The organism is Acinetobacter sp. LCT-H3 (genome assembly GCF_001866125.1).
Classification (GTDB): domain Bacteria; phylum Pseudomonadota; class Gammaproteobacteria; order Pseudomonadales; family Moraxellaceae; genus Acinetobacter; species Acinetobacter schindleri.
On record NZ_MODX01000013.1, the window covers coordinates 1 to 16,421 of the forward strand.

General features: G+C 44.0%; 17 protein-coding genes. 9 read left to right on the forward strand and 8 right to left on the reverse strand.

Annotated features, from left to right (window positions below; translation table 11 throughout):
• Window positions 1-299: 299 nt before the first annotated feature.
• The 3 genes from BK820_RS08430 to BK820_RS08440 all read right to left on the reverse strand — a co-directional run bounded on the left by BK820_RS08430 (window position 300) and on the right by BK820_RS08440 (window position 2,511).
• Window positions 300-554, reverse strand: a complete 255-nt coding sequence (locus tag BK820_RS08430) for a YfhL family 4Fe-4S dicluster ferredoxin (RefSeq protein ID WP_004815339.1) — start codon at window positions 552-554, stop codon at window positions 300-302.
• A 2-nt stretch (window positions 555-556) separates the two neighbouring features.
• Window positions 557-1,966 (reverse strand): prephenate-dependent tRNA uridine(34) hydroxylase TrhP, encoded by a 1,410-nt coding sequence (trhP, locus tag BK820_RS08435; RefSeq protein WP_071320629.1) that lies wholly within the window; start codon window positions 1,964-1,966, stop codon window positions 557-559.
• Window positions 1,967-2,094: 128 nt separating this feature from the next.
• Window positions 2,095-2,511, reverse strand: coding sequence for a Cd(II)/Pb(II)-responsive transcriptional regulator (locus tag BK820_RS08440; RefSeq protein WP_004815344.1), 417 nt, complete (start codon window positions 2,509-2,511; stop codon window positions 2,095-2,097).
• 85 nt (window positions 2,512-2,596) lie between these two features.
• Between BK820_RS08440 and BK820_RS08445 the strand changes: the two genes are divergently transcribed.
• The gene (locus BK820_RS08445) at window positions 2,597-3,211 is read left to right on the forward strand and encodes a cation efflux transmembrane domain-containing protein (protein ID WP_071320630.1); all 615 of its coding nucleotides are present in this window, start codon (window positions 2,597-2,599) and stop codon (window positions 3,209-3,211) included.
• 63 nt (window positions 3,212-3,274) lie between these two features.
• Here BK820_RS08445 and BK820_RS08450 read toward each other — a convergent pair whose 3' ends face one another.
• Complete coding sequence (locus BK820_RS08450) at window positions 3,275-4,054, reverse strand: ferredoxin--NADP reductase (RefSeq protein ID WP_004815348.1); 780 nt, start codon at window positions 4,052-4,054, stop codon at window positions 3,275-3,277.
• Window positions 4,055-4,159: 105 nt separating this feature from the next.
• Between BK820_RS08450 and tsaA the strand changes: the two genes are divergently transcribed.
• Entirely contained in the window at window positions 4,160-4,867 is a 708-nt protein-coding gene (gene tsaA, locus BK820_RS08455; protein WP_071320631.1) for a tRNA (N6-threonylcarbamoyladenosine(37)-N6)-methyltransferase TrmO, read from the forward strand.
• A gap of 43 nt (window positions 4,868-4,910) precedes the next feature.
• On the opposite strand, the gene BK820_RS08460 is transcribed toward tsaA, so the two are convergent.
• Window positions 4,911-6,170, reverse strand: a complete 1,260-nt coding sequence (locus BK820_RS08460) for an MgtC/SapB family protein (RefSeq protein ID WP_071320632.1) — start codon at window positions 6,168-6,170, stop codon at window positions 4,911-4,913.
• A gap of 228 nt (window positions 6,171-6,398) precedes the next feature.
• Here BK820_RS08460 and tfpB point away from each other — a divergent pair, with 228 nt between their 5' ends.
• From tfpB to BK820_RS08480, 4 genes are all read left to right on the forward strand, one after another.
• On the forward strand, window positions 6,399-8,156 hold the full coding sequence (gene tfpB / locus BK820_RS08465; protein WP_071320633.1) for a type IV pilus assembly ATPase TfpB: 1,758 nt from the start codon (window positions 6,399-6,401) through the stop codon (window positions 8,154-8,156).
• A 103-nt stretch (window positions 8,157-8,259) separates the two neighbouring features.
• Window positions 8,260-8,622: a NirD/YgiW/YdeI family stress tolerance protein gene (locus tag BK820_RS08470; RefSeq protein WP_071320634.1), complete on the forward strand. Its 363-nt coding sequence runs from the start codon at window positions 8,260-8,262 to the stop codon at window positions 8,620-8,622.
• A 118-nt stretch (window positions 8,623-8,740) separates the two neighbouring features.
• The gene (locus BK820_RS08475; protein ID WP_071320635.1) at window positions 8,741-9,406 is read left to right on the forward strand and encodes a response regulator transcription factor; all 666 of its coding nucleotides are present in this window, start codon (window positions 8,741-8,743) and stop codon (window positions 9,404-9,406) included.
• Between the two features lie 7 nt (window positions 9,407-9,413).
• Entirely contained in the window at window positions 9,414-10,724 is a 1,311-nt protein-coding gene (locus BK820_RS08480; RefSeq protein ID WP_071320636.1) for a sensor histidine kinase, read from the forward strand.
• Window positions 10,725-10,816: 92 nt separating this feature from the next.
• On the opposite strand, the gene hemP is transcribed toward BK820_RS08480, so the two are convergent.
• Window positions 10,817-10,987, reverse strand: a complete 171-nt coding sequence (gene hemP / locus BK820_RS08485) for a hemin uptake protein HemP (protein ID WP_071320637.1) — start codon at window positions 10,985-10,987, stop codon at window positions 10,817-10,819.
• 142 nt (window positions 10,988-11,129) lie between these two features.
• On the opposite strand from hemP, the gene BK820_RS08490 reads away from it, so the two are divergent.
• Window positions 11,130-12,029, forward strand: a complete 900-nt coding sequence (locus BK820_RS08490) for an NUDIX domain-containing protein (protein ID WP_071320638.1) — start codon at window positions 11,130-11,132, stop codon at window positions 12,027-12,029.
• Between the two features lie 29 nt (window positions 12,030-12,058).
• On the opposite strand, the gene BK820_RS08495 is transcribed toward BK820_RS08490, so the two are convergent.
• Window positions 12,059-12,598 carry a tetratricopeptide repeat protein gene (locus tag BK820_RS08495; protein ID WP_071320639.1) on the reverse strand — a complete coding sequence of 180 codons (540 nt, stop codon included), beginning with the start codon at window positions 12,596-12,598 and terminating at the stop codon, window positions 12,059-12,061.
• Between the two features lie 13 nt (window positions 12,599-12,611).
• Window positions 12,612-15,005: a penicillin-binding protein 1B gene (gene mrcB / locus BK820_RS08500; RefSeq protein ID WP_004815363.1), complete on the reverse strand. Its 2,394-nt coding sequence runs from the start codon at window positions 15,003-15,005 to the stop codon at window positions 12,612-12,614.
• A 226-nt stretch (window positions 15,006-15,231) separates the two neighbouring features.
• Here mrcB and BK820_RS08505 point away from each other — a divergent pair, with 226 nt between their 5' ends.
• Both BK820_RS08505 and BK820_RS08510 read left to right on the forward strand, forming a co-directional pair.
• The gene (locus BK820_RS08505; RefSeq protein ID WP_004815364.1) at window positions 15,232-16,134 is read left to right on the forward strand and encodes an NAD(+) kinase; all 903 of its coding nucleotides are present in this window, start codon (window positions 15,232-15,234) and stop codon (window positions 16,132-16,134) included.
• A gap of 3 nt (window positions 16,135-16,137) precedes the next feature.
• Complete coding sequence (locus BK820_RS08510) at window positions 16,138-16,410, forward strand: YeaC family protein (protein ID WP_004815365.1); 273 nt, start codon at window positions 16,138-16,140, stop codon at window positions 16,408-16,410.
• Window positions 16,411-16,421 lie beyond the last annotated feature (11 nt).

Consider the following 16,421-nt stretch of genomic DNA (forward strand, 5'->3'; position numbering starts at 1 on the left):
ATTTGACTACATCATCCGTTCGGGTCAGTAATAAAGGAAAGCACCTGGGTTCCCCAAAACCCAGGTGCTAGAACATCAATCGACTCTATTTCTTATTCCCTTTTTACAGGAACTCCGGACGCTAACACCAGAGTTCCTTTTTTTATATTTGCTTTCCTTCGTTTTAGATCAGTCAGAAGCATCCCCAATTGCTTCTGACTGTTCCTTTCCTCTGCGCTGTTTTTGTTTTAATTTATTATTATGTCTTCCCCAAGGTTGTTCTTTAGATGAGCATAAAATATGCCATCTTTAAGATTTCATTAAGAGTTGAATAGATTCAGTCCCTTAAATTTCTCCATCAATTGTTCTTTGGTCTCCACATGCTCCGGATGGGGCACAATGCACTCAATTGGACACACGGATACACAGGTTTGATGATCATAGAAACCGACGCATTCCGTACAGCGATTGACATCGATTTCATAGATTTTGTCACCTTCATAAATGGCATCATTCGGACACTCCGGCAGACACATGTCGCAGTTGATGCATTTATCGGTAATCAAGAGTGCCATGCTTAGCCTGCCTGATAAGCCAGTGAAGATGCAGAAATATCTGCAGTCGATGTCGGTAGGTTGCGAATCAGCAGGGCATATTGCATATCAATATCTGCCGGAATCGGAATTTCGACGATATGCCCCGAACCTTTGGCATCTTCAATCAGATTACCTTTACGGTCTTTGATCTCCGTCAAGGTGAAGCTAATGTTGCCTTTAGGCGTCATCAGCTCCAGTGAGTCACCGACTACAAAACGGTTTTTCACATCGATCTTGATGTAATCTCCATTTCGCTCTAATACTTCACCACAGAAAATTTGATGATCAAAACTGGAAGAACCATTTTCATAGTTTTGATATTCACTATGAACATGGCGGCGCAGGAAGCCTTCGGTATAACCCCGATTTGCCAGACCTTCCAGTTGGGTCACCAGTGATGGGTCAAATGGCTTGCCAGCTAAAGCATCATCAATGGCTTTGCGGTAAATCTGTGCAGTACGTGCACAGTAGAAATAGGATTTAGTCCGACCTTCGATTTTTAGCGAATGCACACCGACTTTGGTTAATCGTTCTACATGCTGGACTGCACGCAAATCTTTTGAGTTCATGAAGTAAGTGCCATGCTCATCTTCTTCGGCAGCAAACATATCTTCATCGTTACGCTGAAGTAGGACCGGCTCGTCAAACTGATGTTGAGCTACTTTATGAGCTTCATCCACATCTTGGGAGCAGCAGCCTGAATCCAGATTTTTCACCGGTATCACATCACCGGTCACATCTTCTTTGGCATCCAGAACTTTGTATTCCCAGCGGCAAGCATTGGTGCAGGCACCTTGGTTGGCATCACGTTTATTCATGTAGCCAGACAACATGCAACGTCCGGAGTAGGCCATGCACAGCGCGCCATGCACGAAGACTTCAATCTCCATATCTGGTACTTGCTGTTTGATTTCTGCAATTTCTTCAATGGATAGTTCACGTGACAGAATCACACGAGTAAGCCCCATATTTTTCCAGAACTTTACCGTTGCCCAGTTCACGGCATTGGCCTGTACAGACAGGTGAATATCCATATGCGGGAAATGTTCACGCACCAGCATGATCAGGCCCGGATCGGACATGATCAGGGCATCCGGTTGCATCGCGACCACAGGTTCAAGGTCACGGATAAAGTTTTTCAACTTGGAGTTATGTGGCTGGATATTCACCACCACATAGAATTTTTTGCCAAGATCATGTGCTTCTTTGATGCCTATAGCCAGATTGTCATGGTCAAATTCATTGTTACGAACACGCAGGCTATAACGCGGCTGGCCGGCATAGACTGCATCTGCACCATAGGCAAAAGCATAACGCATATTTTTCAGTGAGCCAGCAGGTGAGAGAAGTTCAGTAACAGGGATGATACTCATGACGAAATCGAAAGACATATAAAAAGTACGGCTTTTATTTTATTCATTTAAAAACAAGATTCAACCAAGTAAATCACTCGGAAATCATGGTTTTTGTTGATATTTTCAACATTATCAAATAAGTAAAACTGAAATAAATATACAGACTATTGATCTTCGATTTCAGACCGTTCCAGGGTTTTCAGGATTTGACAATGGTCAACCGTAGTCGGCGTATTACAGCTATTTCTTAGCTCGGTAAGCTGAGTTTTAAAAGCTGCTAATTCTTTCATTTTATTGGTGATATCCTGTAGATGCTGGTCAATAATATTGTTGACTGCTGTACAGTTCTGCTCGGGATTTTGCTCCAGTTCGATTAAGGTCTCGATTTCCTTTAAGGACATATCCAGATCACGACAACGCTTGATAAAAATCAGTCTTTTAAGCGCTTCATCATCAAAATAACGATATTGATTATTTGCTCGAAAATTCGGCGTGATGAATCCTTTTTTCTCATAAAAACGCACCGTGTCAGTAGTTAAATGTGACTTTTTTGCGATTTCTGAAATTAGATACAAAGACATATACACCTCGGGCTTGACCTTGGAGTTACTCCATAGTTTCTAATCAATGTATCGTATTTCGTATAAAAATACATCGGAGAAGAATATGGCCTGTAGCTGTAGTCATGAACCGGCACCCATCAAGCCAAACAGCAAGTTTAGAATGGCTTTATGGATTGCCTTATGGATTAACCTCAGTATGTTTCTGGTAGAGCTGGTCGGGGGAGCCTATGCTCATTCTTCAGCTTTATGGGCCGACTCGCTAGATTTCTTTGGGGATGCAGTGAATTATGGGATTTCACTGGCTGTATTAGGTGCAAGCCTGTACTGGCGAGCCACTGTAGCCTTAATTAAAGGTCTGACTATGGCAGCCTTTGGTTTGGTGGTGATGGCTAAAGTCATCTATGCCTATCTGTTCGGTATTCCTCCTGAAGCCATCACGATGGGTATCATCGGCGCAATCGCTTTACTGGCCAATGTGATCACGGCTGTGATTCTTTATGCTTTCCGTGATGGAGACTCAAACATGAAGTCTGTGTGGCTGTGTAGCCGAAATGATGCAATTGGCAACGTAGCAGTTATTTTTGCGGCCATTGGTGTATTTGGAACCGGTAGTCTATGGCCCGATATGATTGTGGCGGTGATTATGGCCAGTCTGGGATTAACTGCAGGATATCAGGTGGTGAAGCAGGCATTACAAGAACGTCGTACAACTGCATGATAAAAATTAATGCTAAATAAAAAAACCGGGCAATTTTGCCCGGTTTTTTAGATTCAAGGAATCTTATTTTTCAACGAATGCACGTTCAATTACATAATCGCCTAGAACACCCATACGTGGAGATTCTTTCAGACCGTGTTGGTCAAGAAGGGCAGCAACGTCATCAAGGAAGGCTGGGCTACCGCATAGCATTGCGCGGTCAGTTTCAGGGTTAAAACGTGGCAGACCGATTTTTTCAAACAGTTCACCAGTTTCAATTGCAGTCGTTACACGGCCTTGATTTGGATATTCTTCACGAGTTACCGTCGGGTAATACACTAATTTTTCTTTAGCGCCCAATTCTGAGAAGAACTCATGGTTTGGAATTTCGTTCAGAATCAGATCTTGATAAGCCAGTTCTGAAATGAAACGTGTACCATGAACCACGATAATTTTTTCAAAACGTTCATAAGTTTCAGGATCACGAATAGTCGACAGGAAAGGTGCAAGACCAGTACCTGAAGACAACAAGTACAGATTCTTACCAGGATTCAGGTCATCCAGAACCAGTGTACCTGTCGGTTTTTTAGAAACCAGGATTTCATCGCCAACTTTTACTTTTTGCAAAATAGAAGTCAGTGGACCATCTGGAACTTTAATCGAGAAGAATTCCAGTTCTTCTTCATAGTTTGCACTTGCAATTGAATATGCACGCATTAAAGGCTTACCATTGACCTCAAGGCCGATCATCACAAACTGACCGTTTTTAAAACGTAATGCAGTATCACGAGTCGTTTTAAAAGAGAATAATGTGTCATTCCAATGGTGGACGTGAGTAATCTTTTCGACGTTAAAAGCAGCCATTAAAGGTCTCAATAAGTTATCAAATTAGAACAGGTTGCTATTCTAAACCAAATTCATTCTCGATAAACTGAATATATTTAATTGAGCTTATCAAAAAAAGTGATTATGACTGAACTGACTATACCTGTAATCGGTATAATGAAATCTCCCTATAAAGAAAAATTTGGTATTCCACGTCAGCCTAATCTGGTGGAAGTGGAATCCTATATTGAAATGCAGGGGCCTTATAATGATCTGCTGGCTTTTGAGGGGATTGAGGAGTTTAGCCATTTATGGCTGCTCTGGCAGTTCCATGACAATAAAAATCAGGAAAACAGCAAGTTTCGTCCACAGGTACGCCCACCACGTTTAGGTGGAAACCAGAAAATAGGGGTGTTCGCGACACGTAGTATGTATCGTCCTTCGCCGATTGGTTTATCCGTGGTCAAGCTGAAAGAAGTGAAAAAATTTGGCAAAACAGTCCGTGTTTATGTGACGGGCAGTGATCTTTTAGATGGTACTCCGATTGTCGATATTAAACCTTATATTCATTATTCTGATGCTGTGATGGAAGCGCAAAGCGGTTATGCTCAGGAGGAGCCAGTGCGCAAATATGTGGTCTGGTCGGAACAGGCAGAGCTGGAAAGAGAGCAGTTAGTCCAAACGAAAGGTCTTTCGGAACAAGTCATTCGGGAACTGGCAGAGGTTTTATCCCTTGATCCACGTCCAGCCTATCAGGAGGATCCGGAGCGAATTTATGGTATGCACTTTGCAGATTTCAATATCAAATTTATTGTAAATGAAACGTCTGTTCTGATTGTAGAGATTGAGTGATGGCTAAAGGGCTAGGGTACTTATACTTTCTGCTCAAATCATTCTAAAGTTTTAGCGTCCACCACAAAATTCCGATCAAAACTGCCATATGTAGAATCTGTACAGGTACAAAATACATCGCATATTTGAATCCGCCTGACAGGCCGGAATTTACAGATTTTGCTAAAGCATGGGCTGCAAGGCCTATGAGCAGGGCCTGAATTAGCCGGGTATTGCTCGGGTCACCCTGAATGACCACACTGGCCATGGCTGCATGAATCTCAAATAGTGAAGCCAGCAGGGTACCTGCCAGCAAGCCGGCATCGCCGAGTAAGAGTCCCAGCCCATAAATCGTAGCCTGAATCAGTGTCAAAGTGACTGCAATGATGACCGCTTCTTTCAAGCTAAACATCCGGCTATCTTCTCCTTTTTCACAATTTTCTGGCGGTTTGGCTTTACGCAGCAATAGAAATGCACAGGCAGCCAGAATGGCCATTGCCACTAAGGAAGGAAGCAAAATAATTTTAAGCCAGCTAAAAGATACGCCGCCGACCACAATGCACAGCAGTACTAAAGTCGAGATACAGGACATGAGTGCGGCACCCGCATTGGACTGAGCATCCATCTCACCTTTACGGACCTGTAGGCCCAGTTGGGCTACTGTGGCTGTGCTGGAAACAAAACCAGAGGCAATCGAAGAAAGCATCAGAGCATTTTTTGTAGAAAGTAAACGTTTGGCAATATGTGCTAGCGCCTGTACCACCAAAATTAAAGTTAAGAGTTTCAGAGTCAGGTAGGGATTAAGCACCTTGCCCCATAGCGGTGTATCGGGTGTCAAAGGTAAACCAATCAAGACCAATGCCAGTAACAGTAAACCATCCCGGAATTCAGCTTCAGTAATCCATTTTCCAGCAATATTATGCATGGAATGTTTGGCCATCAGAATGACGGTAATGAGTACTGCAAGTCCGGCAGCCAGCGGAATATTCCACAGACAGATTGCCCCAATAAAATAGGCCATCACAAAAGCAAGTTCGGTGGTAATTCCAGGATCATCCGGCTGATTTCGGATAGAGGAAATGACCATGCCACCAATAATCAGTGCACCCACCAGGCCAGTGATTATTCCGAATAAAAAACAGATAGCTCCCAACAGGGCGCAGATAGCAAAAGAACGTAAGCCGGCAAAGCTTGGCTGTTGCTCCCGCTGTTTATGCCGTTCTCGTTCCAGGCCTATCAATAAGCCACAGCCCAATGCTGAAGTCAGGATAGTGAGCAGTTCCTGAAAGGAGCTGTCATTCATGGGCACTGCGCTAAAATCCATATCCGGCCTCAGCTATGAATAAGTAATTATTTTCAAAGGTATCTCTAAAATATAGGCCATAAGCTAGAGGATGAACAAGAGAGAAATGTGAGAGATAAGATAGGGTGAAAAGATTGGTAACGCTAAAGATTGGCACCAGCTAGCAGAAACAGCCAGAAGACACAGCAGGAGAATGCGAAAAATAGCAAAAACTTGTTATAGTGAAGGCATGTTTAGGGGCCTATAACAATGAAATTTGACTTTGAAATTGATACCGCGTGGTGTCTGGAGCAACTTTTTAAAGACGGTAAGATCAGTGATAGAGACCGTATGCTGGTACAGACGACGCATCGTCAGCGTGAACAGCTGAAATGGCATCCTTTACAGTGGATTGCCAATTTTAATCTGGTCGACCGCTCTCATCCCCAAAGTACACTTACCCTAAACCGTTTATGTCAGTGGCTGTCAGAAAAAACAAATCTGCCATTTTATATTATTGATCCTTTAAAAGCCGATGTTCAGGCACTTACCGCAGTAATGTCGCAGGAATACGCACTCCGTAACCGTATTCTCGCCGTTGAAATCCAGCCAGACAAAATCCTGATTGCTACCGATCAGCCTTATAAAATGGAATGGGTGTCGAATCTACAGCAGAATGTTAGCCCGCGCCGTATTGAACGGGTGCTACTGAATCCGGAACAGTTGCAGCGATATATTGTCGAATATTATCAGGTTAGTCGTGCTGTCAGTGGATCACAAAAATCCTCGGCTTATGACCGTGAAAATAAGGGTGTAGAAGCACTTTTACAGCTCGGTGATTCGCAAAATCCAGATGCCAATGACCAGCATATTGTTAAACTGGTGGACTGGGTATTACAGTTTGCCTTTGAACAGGGTGCCAGTGATATTCATATGGAACCACGCAAAGATACCGGGAAAATCCGTTTCCGTATTGATGGCGTGCTGCATACCATTTATAAAATGCCAGCCAATACGCTTACTGCAGTGATTTCACGTATTAAAATTCTGGGCCGGATGAATGTGGCAGAAAAGCGCAAGCCACAGGATGGCCGTCTAAAAACCCGTACGCCTAAAGGGCAGGAAACGGAACTGCGTTTATCGACCTTACCCACCGCTTTTGGTGAAAAACTGGTAATGCGTATTTTCGATCCGGAAGTATTGGTACGCAGCTTCCAGCAACTGGGTTTTGAAGGGCATTTGCTGAATGAATGGAATACACTGACCAGTCATAGTCATGGCATCATTCTGGTGACTGGACCTACAGGCTCGGGTAAAACGACTACGCTGTATTCAACTTTAAAGCAGCTGGCGACCGAAGAGGTCAATGTCTGTACCATTGAAGATCCGATCGAGATGCTGGAGCCAAGCTTTAACCAGATGCAGGTGAATACCGGGATTGATCTGGGTTTTGCCGATGGTGTACGGGCATTAATGCGTCAGGATCCAGATATCATCATGGTCGGTGAGATTCGTGATCAGGATACTGCCAATATGGCAATTCAGGCTGCCTTGACAGGTCACCTGGTTTTATCCACGTTACATACCAATGACGCACCGTCGAGTTTAACCCGTCTGCATGATCTGAATGTACAACCGTTCCTGACTGCTGCAACGATTCTCGGTGTATTGGCTCAGCGTCTGGTGCGTAAGTTGTGTCCACACTGCAAAGCAGAAGGCTTTATGGATGAGCAGGAATGGCAGCATTTAGCAGCAGATTATCCATTGGCCCGTCCAGAATTTGTGTTCCGTCCAGTAGGTTGTGAGGAGTGTCGTCATACGGGTTATAAAGGGCGTATAGGGATCTATGAGTTTATGCCACTGAGTTTGGCAACCAAACAGCTGATTGGCGCAGATGCCAACTTGAACCAGTTACGTGCTCAGGCGAAAAAAGAAGGTGTAGAGCCACTTAGAATTGCGGGTGCACGAAAAGTCATTGAAGGTGTCACCACGCTAGAGGAAGTACTACGTGTAGTGCCATTGAATTAACTTTTAAAACCCATTTTTGAAAATAAAGTTTTCTTAAGATTCAATTCATCTTCAGCTGTTTTAATAGCTTCATCGAAACAAGACAGCCTAAAAGGTACTGAATATGAAAAATATGACCAAAGCATTTGTAGCAGTGGCACTTATTGGTTCAGCAACAACTGCGACTATGGCAGAAAGTACAGTAAACCAAAGCGCGTTTGCCAAAACCGTAACTGTAAAACAAGCACTCACCATGAAAGATGACAGCAAGGTACAAATCAAAGGTCATGTGGTGAAATCAGTAGGCGACGAAAAATATCAGTTCCGTGATAACACAGGCAGCATCAATGTCGAAATTGATGATGAGTTATGGCAAGGCAAACCGATTTCTGCCAAAACACCGGTAACCATTATTGGTGAAGTAGATATCGATTACAAACCCGCGAAACGTGTTGAAATCGATGTTGATGAAGTGCGTTTCAATTAAGGCATTGGCGATGGCCGAATGACCTGACTAGAGAAAACCACATGCAATATTACAAAAAGCATGTGGTTTTTTTTATTTAAAATTCATGATTATATGTTGAAAATAAGGGGGATTCAGCATGCGTATTCTTTTGGCGGAAGATGATACCTCACAGGCAGAAAGTATTCAGACCTGGCTGGAAATGGATGGCTATGTAATTGACTGGGTTGAGCGTGGGGACCATGCCATTCTGGCGCTTGAACAGCATCAGTATGACTGTGTTTTACTGGATCGTGGTTTACCGCGAGCCAGTGGGGATCAGATTCTGACGACGCTACGTAAACTGCAGAAAGATACGCCAGTTATTTTTATTACTGCTCGAGACAGTATTGATGACCGGGTAGAAGGACTTGATTTAGGTGCCAATGATTATCTGGTCAAACCTTTTAGCCTGGAAGAATTGTCTGCACGAATTCGTGCCCAGATCCGCTTGCAGCAAAAAAATCTGAGCCATGTGCTGACCTGGGAAGATCTGCAGCTGGATATACAGGCTAAAACTCTGACTAAAGCAGGTGAAGTGGTGAACTTAACGGCCAAAGAGTTTCAGATTTTGCATAAATTGATGCAAAAGCCAGAGCATGTAGTGACCCGGGAACAGCTGGAAGAATCCCTCTATGCCTGGGGGGATGAAATTGAGAGTAATGCCATCGAGGTTTTTATTTATCAACTGCGCAAGAAAATTGGCAGTCAGATGATCAAGACCATACGTGGGCTGGGTTATCGTATGCATAAAGCTGAAGGGTAGATCAATCATGGCTCAGATGATTTCACTGCAACACAAGCTGATCAAGAGCGCCATGTATAGTTCCATTCTGGCGGGCTGTCTGGCCTGGTTGTTATTACTGGGTATTTCTGGCTATCAGTCTATGCAGATTCATGATGAACTGATGGAAGATATTGCGGAACTGTTACTTGGCGATGTGACTCAGTCCCAAGGTCACAATGTGGATGATATCAGTGAAGAGTTTGAGATACAGTATCGACTTTGGCTGGATCAAGATCAGCTAACCACTTCCGAAAAGAATAATCTGTTGCAACATCAGTTACGTCATCAATCAGGGCTGCACTTTCAGTTTGAAAATGGACAGTTATTACGAACTTTGATAGTTGAAGATAACGGGCTTAAAGTTCAGGTCATACAGCCAGTATCCATACGCTTTGAACAGATCTGGAATAGTATTTTAGGTTTTGGTTTAATCCTTCTAATATTATGGCTAGTGAAATGGTTGTTACTACATCTATTGATTAAACGTCAGTTAAAGCCACTTAACCGGATTTCACAGGATATTGCCTCCAAGTCCGCCCAGGATCTAAGTCCGGTTCAATCGCCCGAACCGCAAATTGCTGAGCTACAACCGATCGTCAGTCAGTTAAACCGGATGCTGGCTCGGGTAGAGCAGTCCCTAAGTGCAGAACAGCGCTTTACTGCAGATGCTTCGCATGAACTACGCTCACCCTTATCAGCGATTCAAATGCGCCTGCAGGTGTTAAAACGCAAATATCAGACTCATGAGACATTGTCTCAGGATCTGGCGCAGATTCAAAAAGATGTCAGTCGCGGTACTCAGGTTCTGGAAAACCTCTTGCTGCTGGCTCGACTGGACCCTGAACAAAATCATAACCTACCACAACAAAAGTTAGATTTGCCTGAGCTTATTCAGGATGCTTTAAAAACACTCACGCCGTTCATAGAAGAGAAACAGCTGGACCTAAAACTTGAGCTAAATCATGCTGATATTTCAGGGAATGCCGAACTCATTTTCAGTTGCGTGCGAAACCTGATCGACAATGCCATCAAATATACGCCGTCTGCGGGTACAATTCTGATCCAGTGCCAGCATCAGGCGGATAAAACAGAAGTGGTGATTGAAAATTCAGGAGAGGGAATTTCTGAGGAAACTTTACAGCGACTGGGTGAGCGTTTTTATCGCGCTTTGGGCACTAAAACGCAAGGATCAGGCCTGGGATTATCTATCTGCCAGAAAATCATGCAATTGCATCATGGTGATATTCAATTTATGGCTTCTGATCTTGGCGGGTTAAAAGTCGTATTGCGCTTTTAGATCTAGAATCATGAAACAGACCAAATAAGAAAAGAAGCAGTACGCGCTGATTCATACTGCTGATGACCACGTTTATTATTGTGTGAGTTATTTTATTTAGTGAGAATGAGACGATTATTTCGGGTTAAGCGTAGGCGGTATTCTTCACCGGCATGCATGATGCGAATTTCGCGTCCGAGAGCAAACAGGTTATTTGAATGCAGCATTGGTAATGCATGATGAGCGTCATTGTTACGTGTAAACAGGTTAAAAGGTGCGTTCATTCCATAGACTCCGTGGTATGTGCTTGGATTGATTTAAATGATAATCATTATCGAATAGAGCTGTCAACGCCTAAATTTTTCAATTCCTAAAAAATCCGCTATCACTTACAATTTGTAATATTTCCAGCCAGTTTATCTTCGTATGTCTAAAGCAAATATTCATGTCGCGATTGCCTTGTTATTTCACCAAAATCAGGTTCTGGTTGGCTGGCGGGAAGCGAAACAGCATCAGGGAAATAAACATGAATTCCCTGGCGGCAAAGTAGAAGAAGGTGAAACACCGCTGCAAGCCTGCCGTCGTGAGATCCAGGAAGAAGTCGGTATTGATATCGAGCTTTGGCATCCTTTCGATTTTATTCGTCATGAATATGAAGATGTGATTGTGCATCTGCATTTATTCCATGCCAGTGTAGCTGAAGCACAGTTAGCCCAGATTCAGCAACCCTGGAAGTGGTATAGCCGCGAGCAGTTACAGCAGCTGAATTTTCCGAAAGCCAATGCGGTGATTTTAAAAAAACTGTTATGGCCACACATGATTAAAATCAGCAGTGATCTGGCAGATCTGCATCAGCTCGACAAAGTGCAAATGCTGTATTGGCGAGTTGACGCCAACGCAGAACAGGCCGAGAAATTGGCAACCCTGCCGTTAGAAAAATTATCCCAATTGATTATTAATCATGACTTATATCTGCTGCTGGATGAACAACAGCAACAGAGTATTCAGACTTTACATCTTAAACAGGCACAGCTGAATCAACTAAGTACCAGTGATCTGGTTATAGGGAAACGCTATATTGCGGCGTGTCATGATCATGCGTCTACACAACGGGCAGAACAGCTGGGCTGTGAAGCAATTTTTCTGAGTCCTGTGCTTCCAACAGCGACTCATACAGAAGTAGAGCCACTGGGATGGATTACCTTTGAGAAGATTGCCAAACAGATTCAGATTCCTGTGTATGCACTTGGTGGAATGAACAAAGAAGATTTGAGTCTGGCTCAATCCCATCATGCCTACGGGATCGCAGGCATTCGTGGGATATAAGTAAGTTAATTACTAAAAGTAATTATAGCTTAAAGAGCGCTTAATGCCTTCTGTGCTTTTTGAATGGTTTGTGGATTTTTTTGCAGCTGACCAGCTTTAAGAATCACCTGCCAGAGCTGCTTTTTCATGGCATTGCTTTGGGCATAGCTAAGGCCGCGCTGCGCAAACGCTTGTGCATTGGCGGGTTTATTCTTGCGGTTCGCCAGCATCCCTAAATACAGATAGGTTTCAGGAGATTGCGGTGCCAGTCGCTGTGCCTGGGTGACATAGGCTTCAGCCTGATCAAACTTTTGTGCTTTATACGCTGTTTGAGTCTGCTGCATCAATTTCTTGAAAGCAGGTAACTGACGGCCATCATCAAACTGCTGTGGTTTAGGTTTCTGCTGCGGCACGATCACTTTTTGACGTTTGATTTCAGGATGATCATAAGGCGTAATCACTACGCCATCAGATTTCTGCACCCGTGGCTTTTCAGGTGCAGGCTTGGCTGGAGCAGATGGTTCCTGCTGTATGGACTGACAGCCGACTAAAGCAACTAAAATTGAACCAATCAGGATTTTTTGAAACATATATCTCACTCAATTAGGGTGAATAACTACCGCTTGAGATGATACGTGTATCTTGTAAAGAATCACGTTGGTTTTCCGTTTCAGTTTCTTCAATCCAGATCCCAATTTCATCGCTTGGATCGTCAGAACCTTGAGGTTCTTCTGAATCAATCGTATGTGGGGCAGGGGCATAATGCGATGCGCCACAAGCAGTAGCCTGATTTGGCATGCTGTGACGAGTCAACGGAATATACATGGCACCTTCACAGCCTTGAGCAGACAAATGACCTGTCGCGCGATCGACCCATTGCCATTGTACCTCACCTGGTTGATGCAGATTCACTGGCTTCTGGCGCAGCTGCTTCATGACACTGGTCCATACCGGTAGCGCACCAGATGATCCGGTCAAACCAGTAATCTTATTGTCATCCAGACCTAACCAGACCACAGCTAGGTAATTACCAGAATAGCCTGCGAACCATGAGTCACGGGTATCATTGGTCGTCCCTGATTTGCCAGCCAGACCAAGATTACGTGGCAGGGTACTATAAGCAGATTGACCGGTACCGCTGCTCATGACCTGCTGTAAACCATTGTTCAGGATATAGGCATAAGCCGGATCAATGGTTGGCTGAACCGTCAGGCCATAGCGATCGACCAGACGACCATTGGCATCCACCACGGAACGAATGGCTTTGACCGGATATTTAAAACCGCCAGTTGCAAAATTGCCATACAGACTCATCACTTCCATAGGTGACATATCTACCGCACCCAGATAAATGGAAGGGTAGGACGGAATATCAGAAGTCACACCAAATTTCTTCAGATGATTGATAAAGGTCGACATACCGAATTCCTGAGCCAAACGTACCGCAGACAGGTTATAGGAATTTGCCAGTGCCTGAGACATTGGAACCACACCATGCGGGCGGCCACTATAGTTCTTGGGTGTCCAGGTCTTGCCATCAGTTTTAATACTTAGCTCGCTGTCTTCGATCGGGCTACCCCAATGGTAACGGTTCGATTCAATTGCGGTCAGGTAAATCACAGGTTTTAATAACGAACCCACCTGACGCTTGGCATCCAGGGCACGGTTAAAGCCGGTAAAGTCTTGGGTCGAACCAACTGCAGCAACCAGTTCACCATTTTCTGGATGAGTGACCAGCACCGCACCTTGCAAATCTTTTAAACGTTTTGGATTTGATCTGCTTAAGTTCGCTACTGTATTTTTGAAGCTTTGCTGAATACGGGTCTGTGCCAATGGATCCAACGTGGTAAAGATGCGTAGGCCCTGATTAGTAATATCACCTTCCTGATATTCGGTACGCAGCTGACGACGCACAATATCCAAGAAGTCAGGAAAACGTGCTGGACCCAGGGTTGGTTTTGTAATGACATTGAGAGGGCGTGCCTTCTCGGTTTCATATTGCTCTTGGGTCAGATAACCCATAACCAGCATATTGTTCAGCACAATATCACGACGTCTTTTCGCCGTTTCAGGGTTACGCCATGGATTGTAGAGGGAAGGACCTTGTACCAGACCAACTAAAAATGCCTGTTGGGAAATATTTAATTCGCGCAACGGCAGACCAAAATAGAATTGGGAAGCCAGACCGTAACCATTAATAGAATAATTGCCATTCTGGCCCAGATTCACTTCATTTAAATAGGCTTCAAGGATTTCATCCTTGTCATAATGCAATTCAATCAACATCGCCATAAAGGCTTCATTGACTTTACGTTTTAACGTACGCTCTGGACTTAAATAGAAGTTTTTGACCAGCTGCTGGGTTAAAGTCGAGCCACCCTGACGTTTACCGCCGGTAATATTGCTGACCACTGCACGTGCAATCCCGCGTGGAGATACACCATGATGGTGGTAGAAATTACGGTCTTCGGTGGCGATCAGTGCTTCAATCAAAGATTTAGGTACTTTATTCAGCTTGATCAGTACCCGGTCTTCATTATGTTGGGGGTAAATCCCGCCAATTAATAAAGGTTCCAAACGGGCAATTCCGGACGTGGAGGGCTTGGTGGCACTTACGTCATTAATCTGTTCACCATTGAAGCTGACTTTTAAAATCTGCTCAGGCTCAACCCGGTCACCAAAGTCAAAACCACGGGTATGTACATATAAAGTATTACCAGAAGTCACATAACTTCCGGACTTGGTATAGCTTTCAGCACTCTTATATCCAAGCAGTTTGAGCTCTTCCTGAAGATCCTGTTGGCTGACAGGTGCATTGACATAGATTTCCATCGGACGTGCGAAGACTTTCGCAGGAATGTCCCAGCGCTGGCCTTCAAATTTGTCACGTACAATATTATCTAGACGAATCAGATAGATACTAAAGGCAACAAAAGCTGAAATGACCAAAACGGAAAAGATTAAGGCAATAAACCCCAAACCACGTTCATACTTCATAAATGATGATAAGCGTCTGTAAAATTCTGCTAATCATGCGAAGCTTTTAGGGAATTTGCAATATTTAAAGAGAAATTGGTTAAAAAATATCAATTAAAAAATACACTTAGTCTGCATAATATTATTTCTAACTTGCTCTACTTATACATAAAAACCAGGGAAAATTGTCAACGAGCCAGAGCTTAATGCTATTATAGGGTCGATTCGTAGCGGAGCGACGAGACTGGTGCTAATTTCACATAAGACATTCCGAAATATCGGGTTAGTAGGACGTCCTGATAAATCTTCAGTAGTTGAAACCTTATGTCTTATTCATGATCATTTGTTGAACGTGGGTCTGCATCCAGTGTTTGATGCAGATACCGCTGCGTTGGTACCTTATGAAAATACCCAGACAGTGAGCCGCGCCTTGCTGGGTGAGGTGGTCGATCTGGTCATTGTGGTTGGTGGTGATGGTTCATTGCTGCATGCTGCCCGGGCACTGGTCAAATATAATATTCCTGTCATCGGTGTGAACCGTGGCCGCTTGGGCTTCCTGACGGATATCAAGCCGACAGAAGTCATTTTTAAGCTGGATCAGGTCCTTAAAGGTGAATTTCAGCTTGAGCGACGTTTTCTGTTAGAACTGGAAATCCGGTCTAAAGGCGAAATTATCCATGATGCGATTGCCCTGAATGATGTCGTACTTCATTCTGGTAAATCCGTGCACATGATCGACTTTGAGCTGAATATTGATGGACAATATGTTTATCGTCAGCATAGTGATGGTCTGATCGTGTCGACACCAACAGGCTCAACTGCCTATGCACTTTCTGGTGGTGGGCCAATTGTACATCCAAGTATGGATGCGATTGTACTGGTACCCATGCATCCGCATACCCTGTCATCCCGACCGATTGTGGTTGGAGGACATAGTGAGATTAAGCTGGTGATCCGTAAAAATCGCGTGATGCCGATGGTCAGCGCAGATGGACAGCACAGCATCTCTTTGAATGTGGGAGATACGGTTCACATTCGTAAACACCCATTTAAACTGCAACTTTTACATCCACCGGGTTATGATTTCTATATGGCGTGTCGGACCAAGCTCGGTTGGAACCAAGACTTTGATTATCAGAATCGGGATTAAATCATGAATATTGAACAAATGCTCTCTATGCTCAATCCTGAGATTGTAGACCGACTGCGTACTGCGATTGAAATTGGTAAATGGCCGAACGGTGTGGCATTGACGGAAGAGCAGCGTCAGACGTGTATGCAAGCCGTGTATGCCTGGGAAATTAAACATCTGCCTGAAACTGAACGTAGTGGTTATATCGACCGCGGTACCAAAGAAGAAGGTGAAGAATGTGATGATGATCATCACAAGAATGAACCGGAATTCAGACCCATTCGTTTCGTTTAATTGAAACCAAA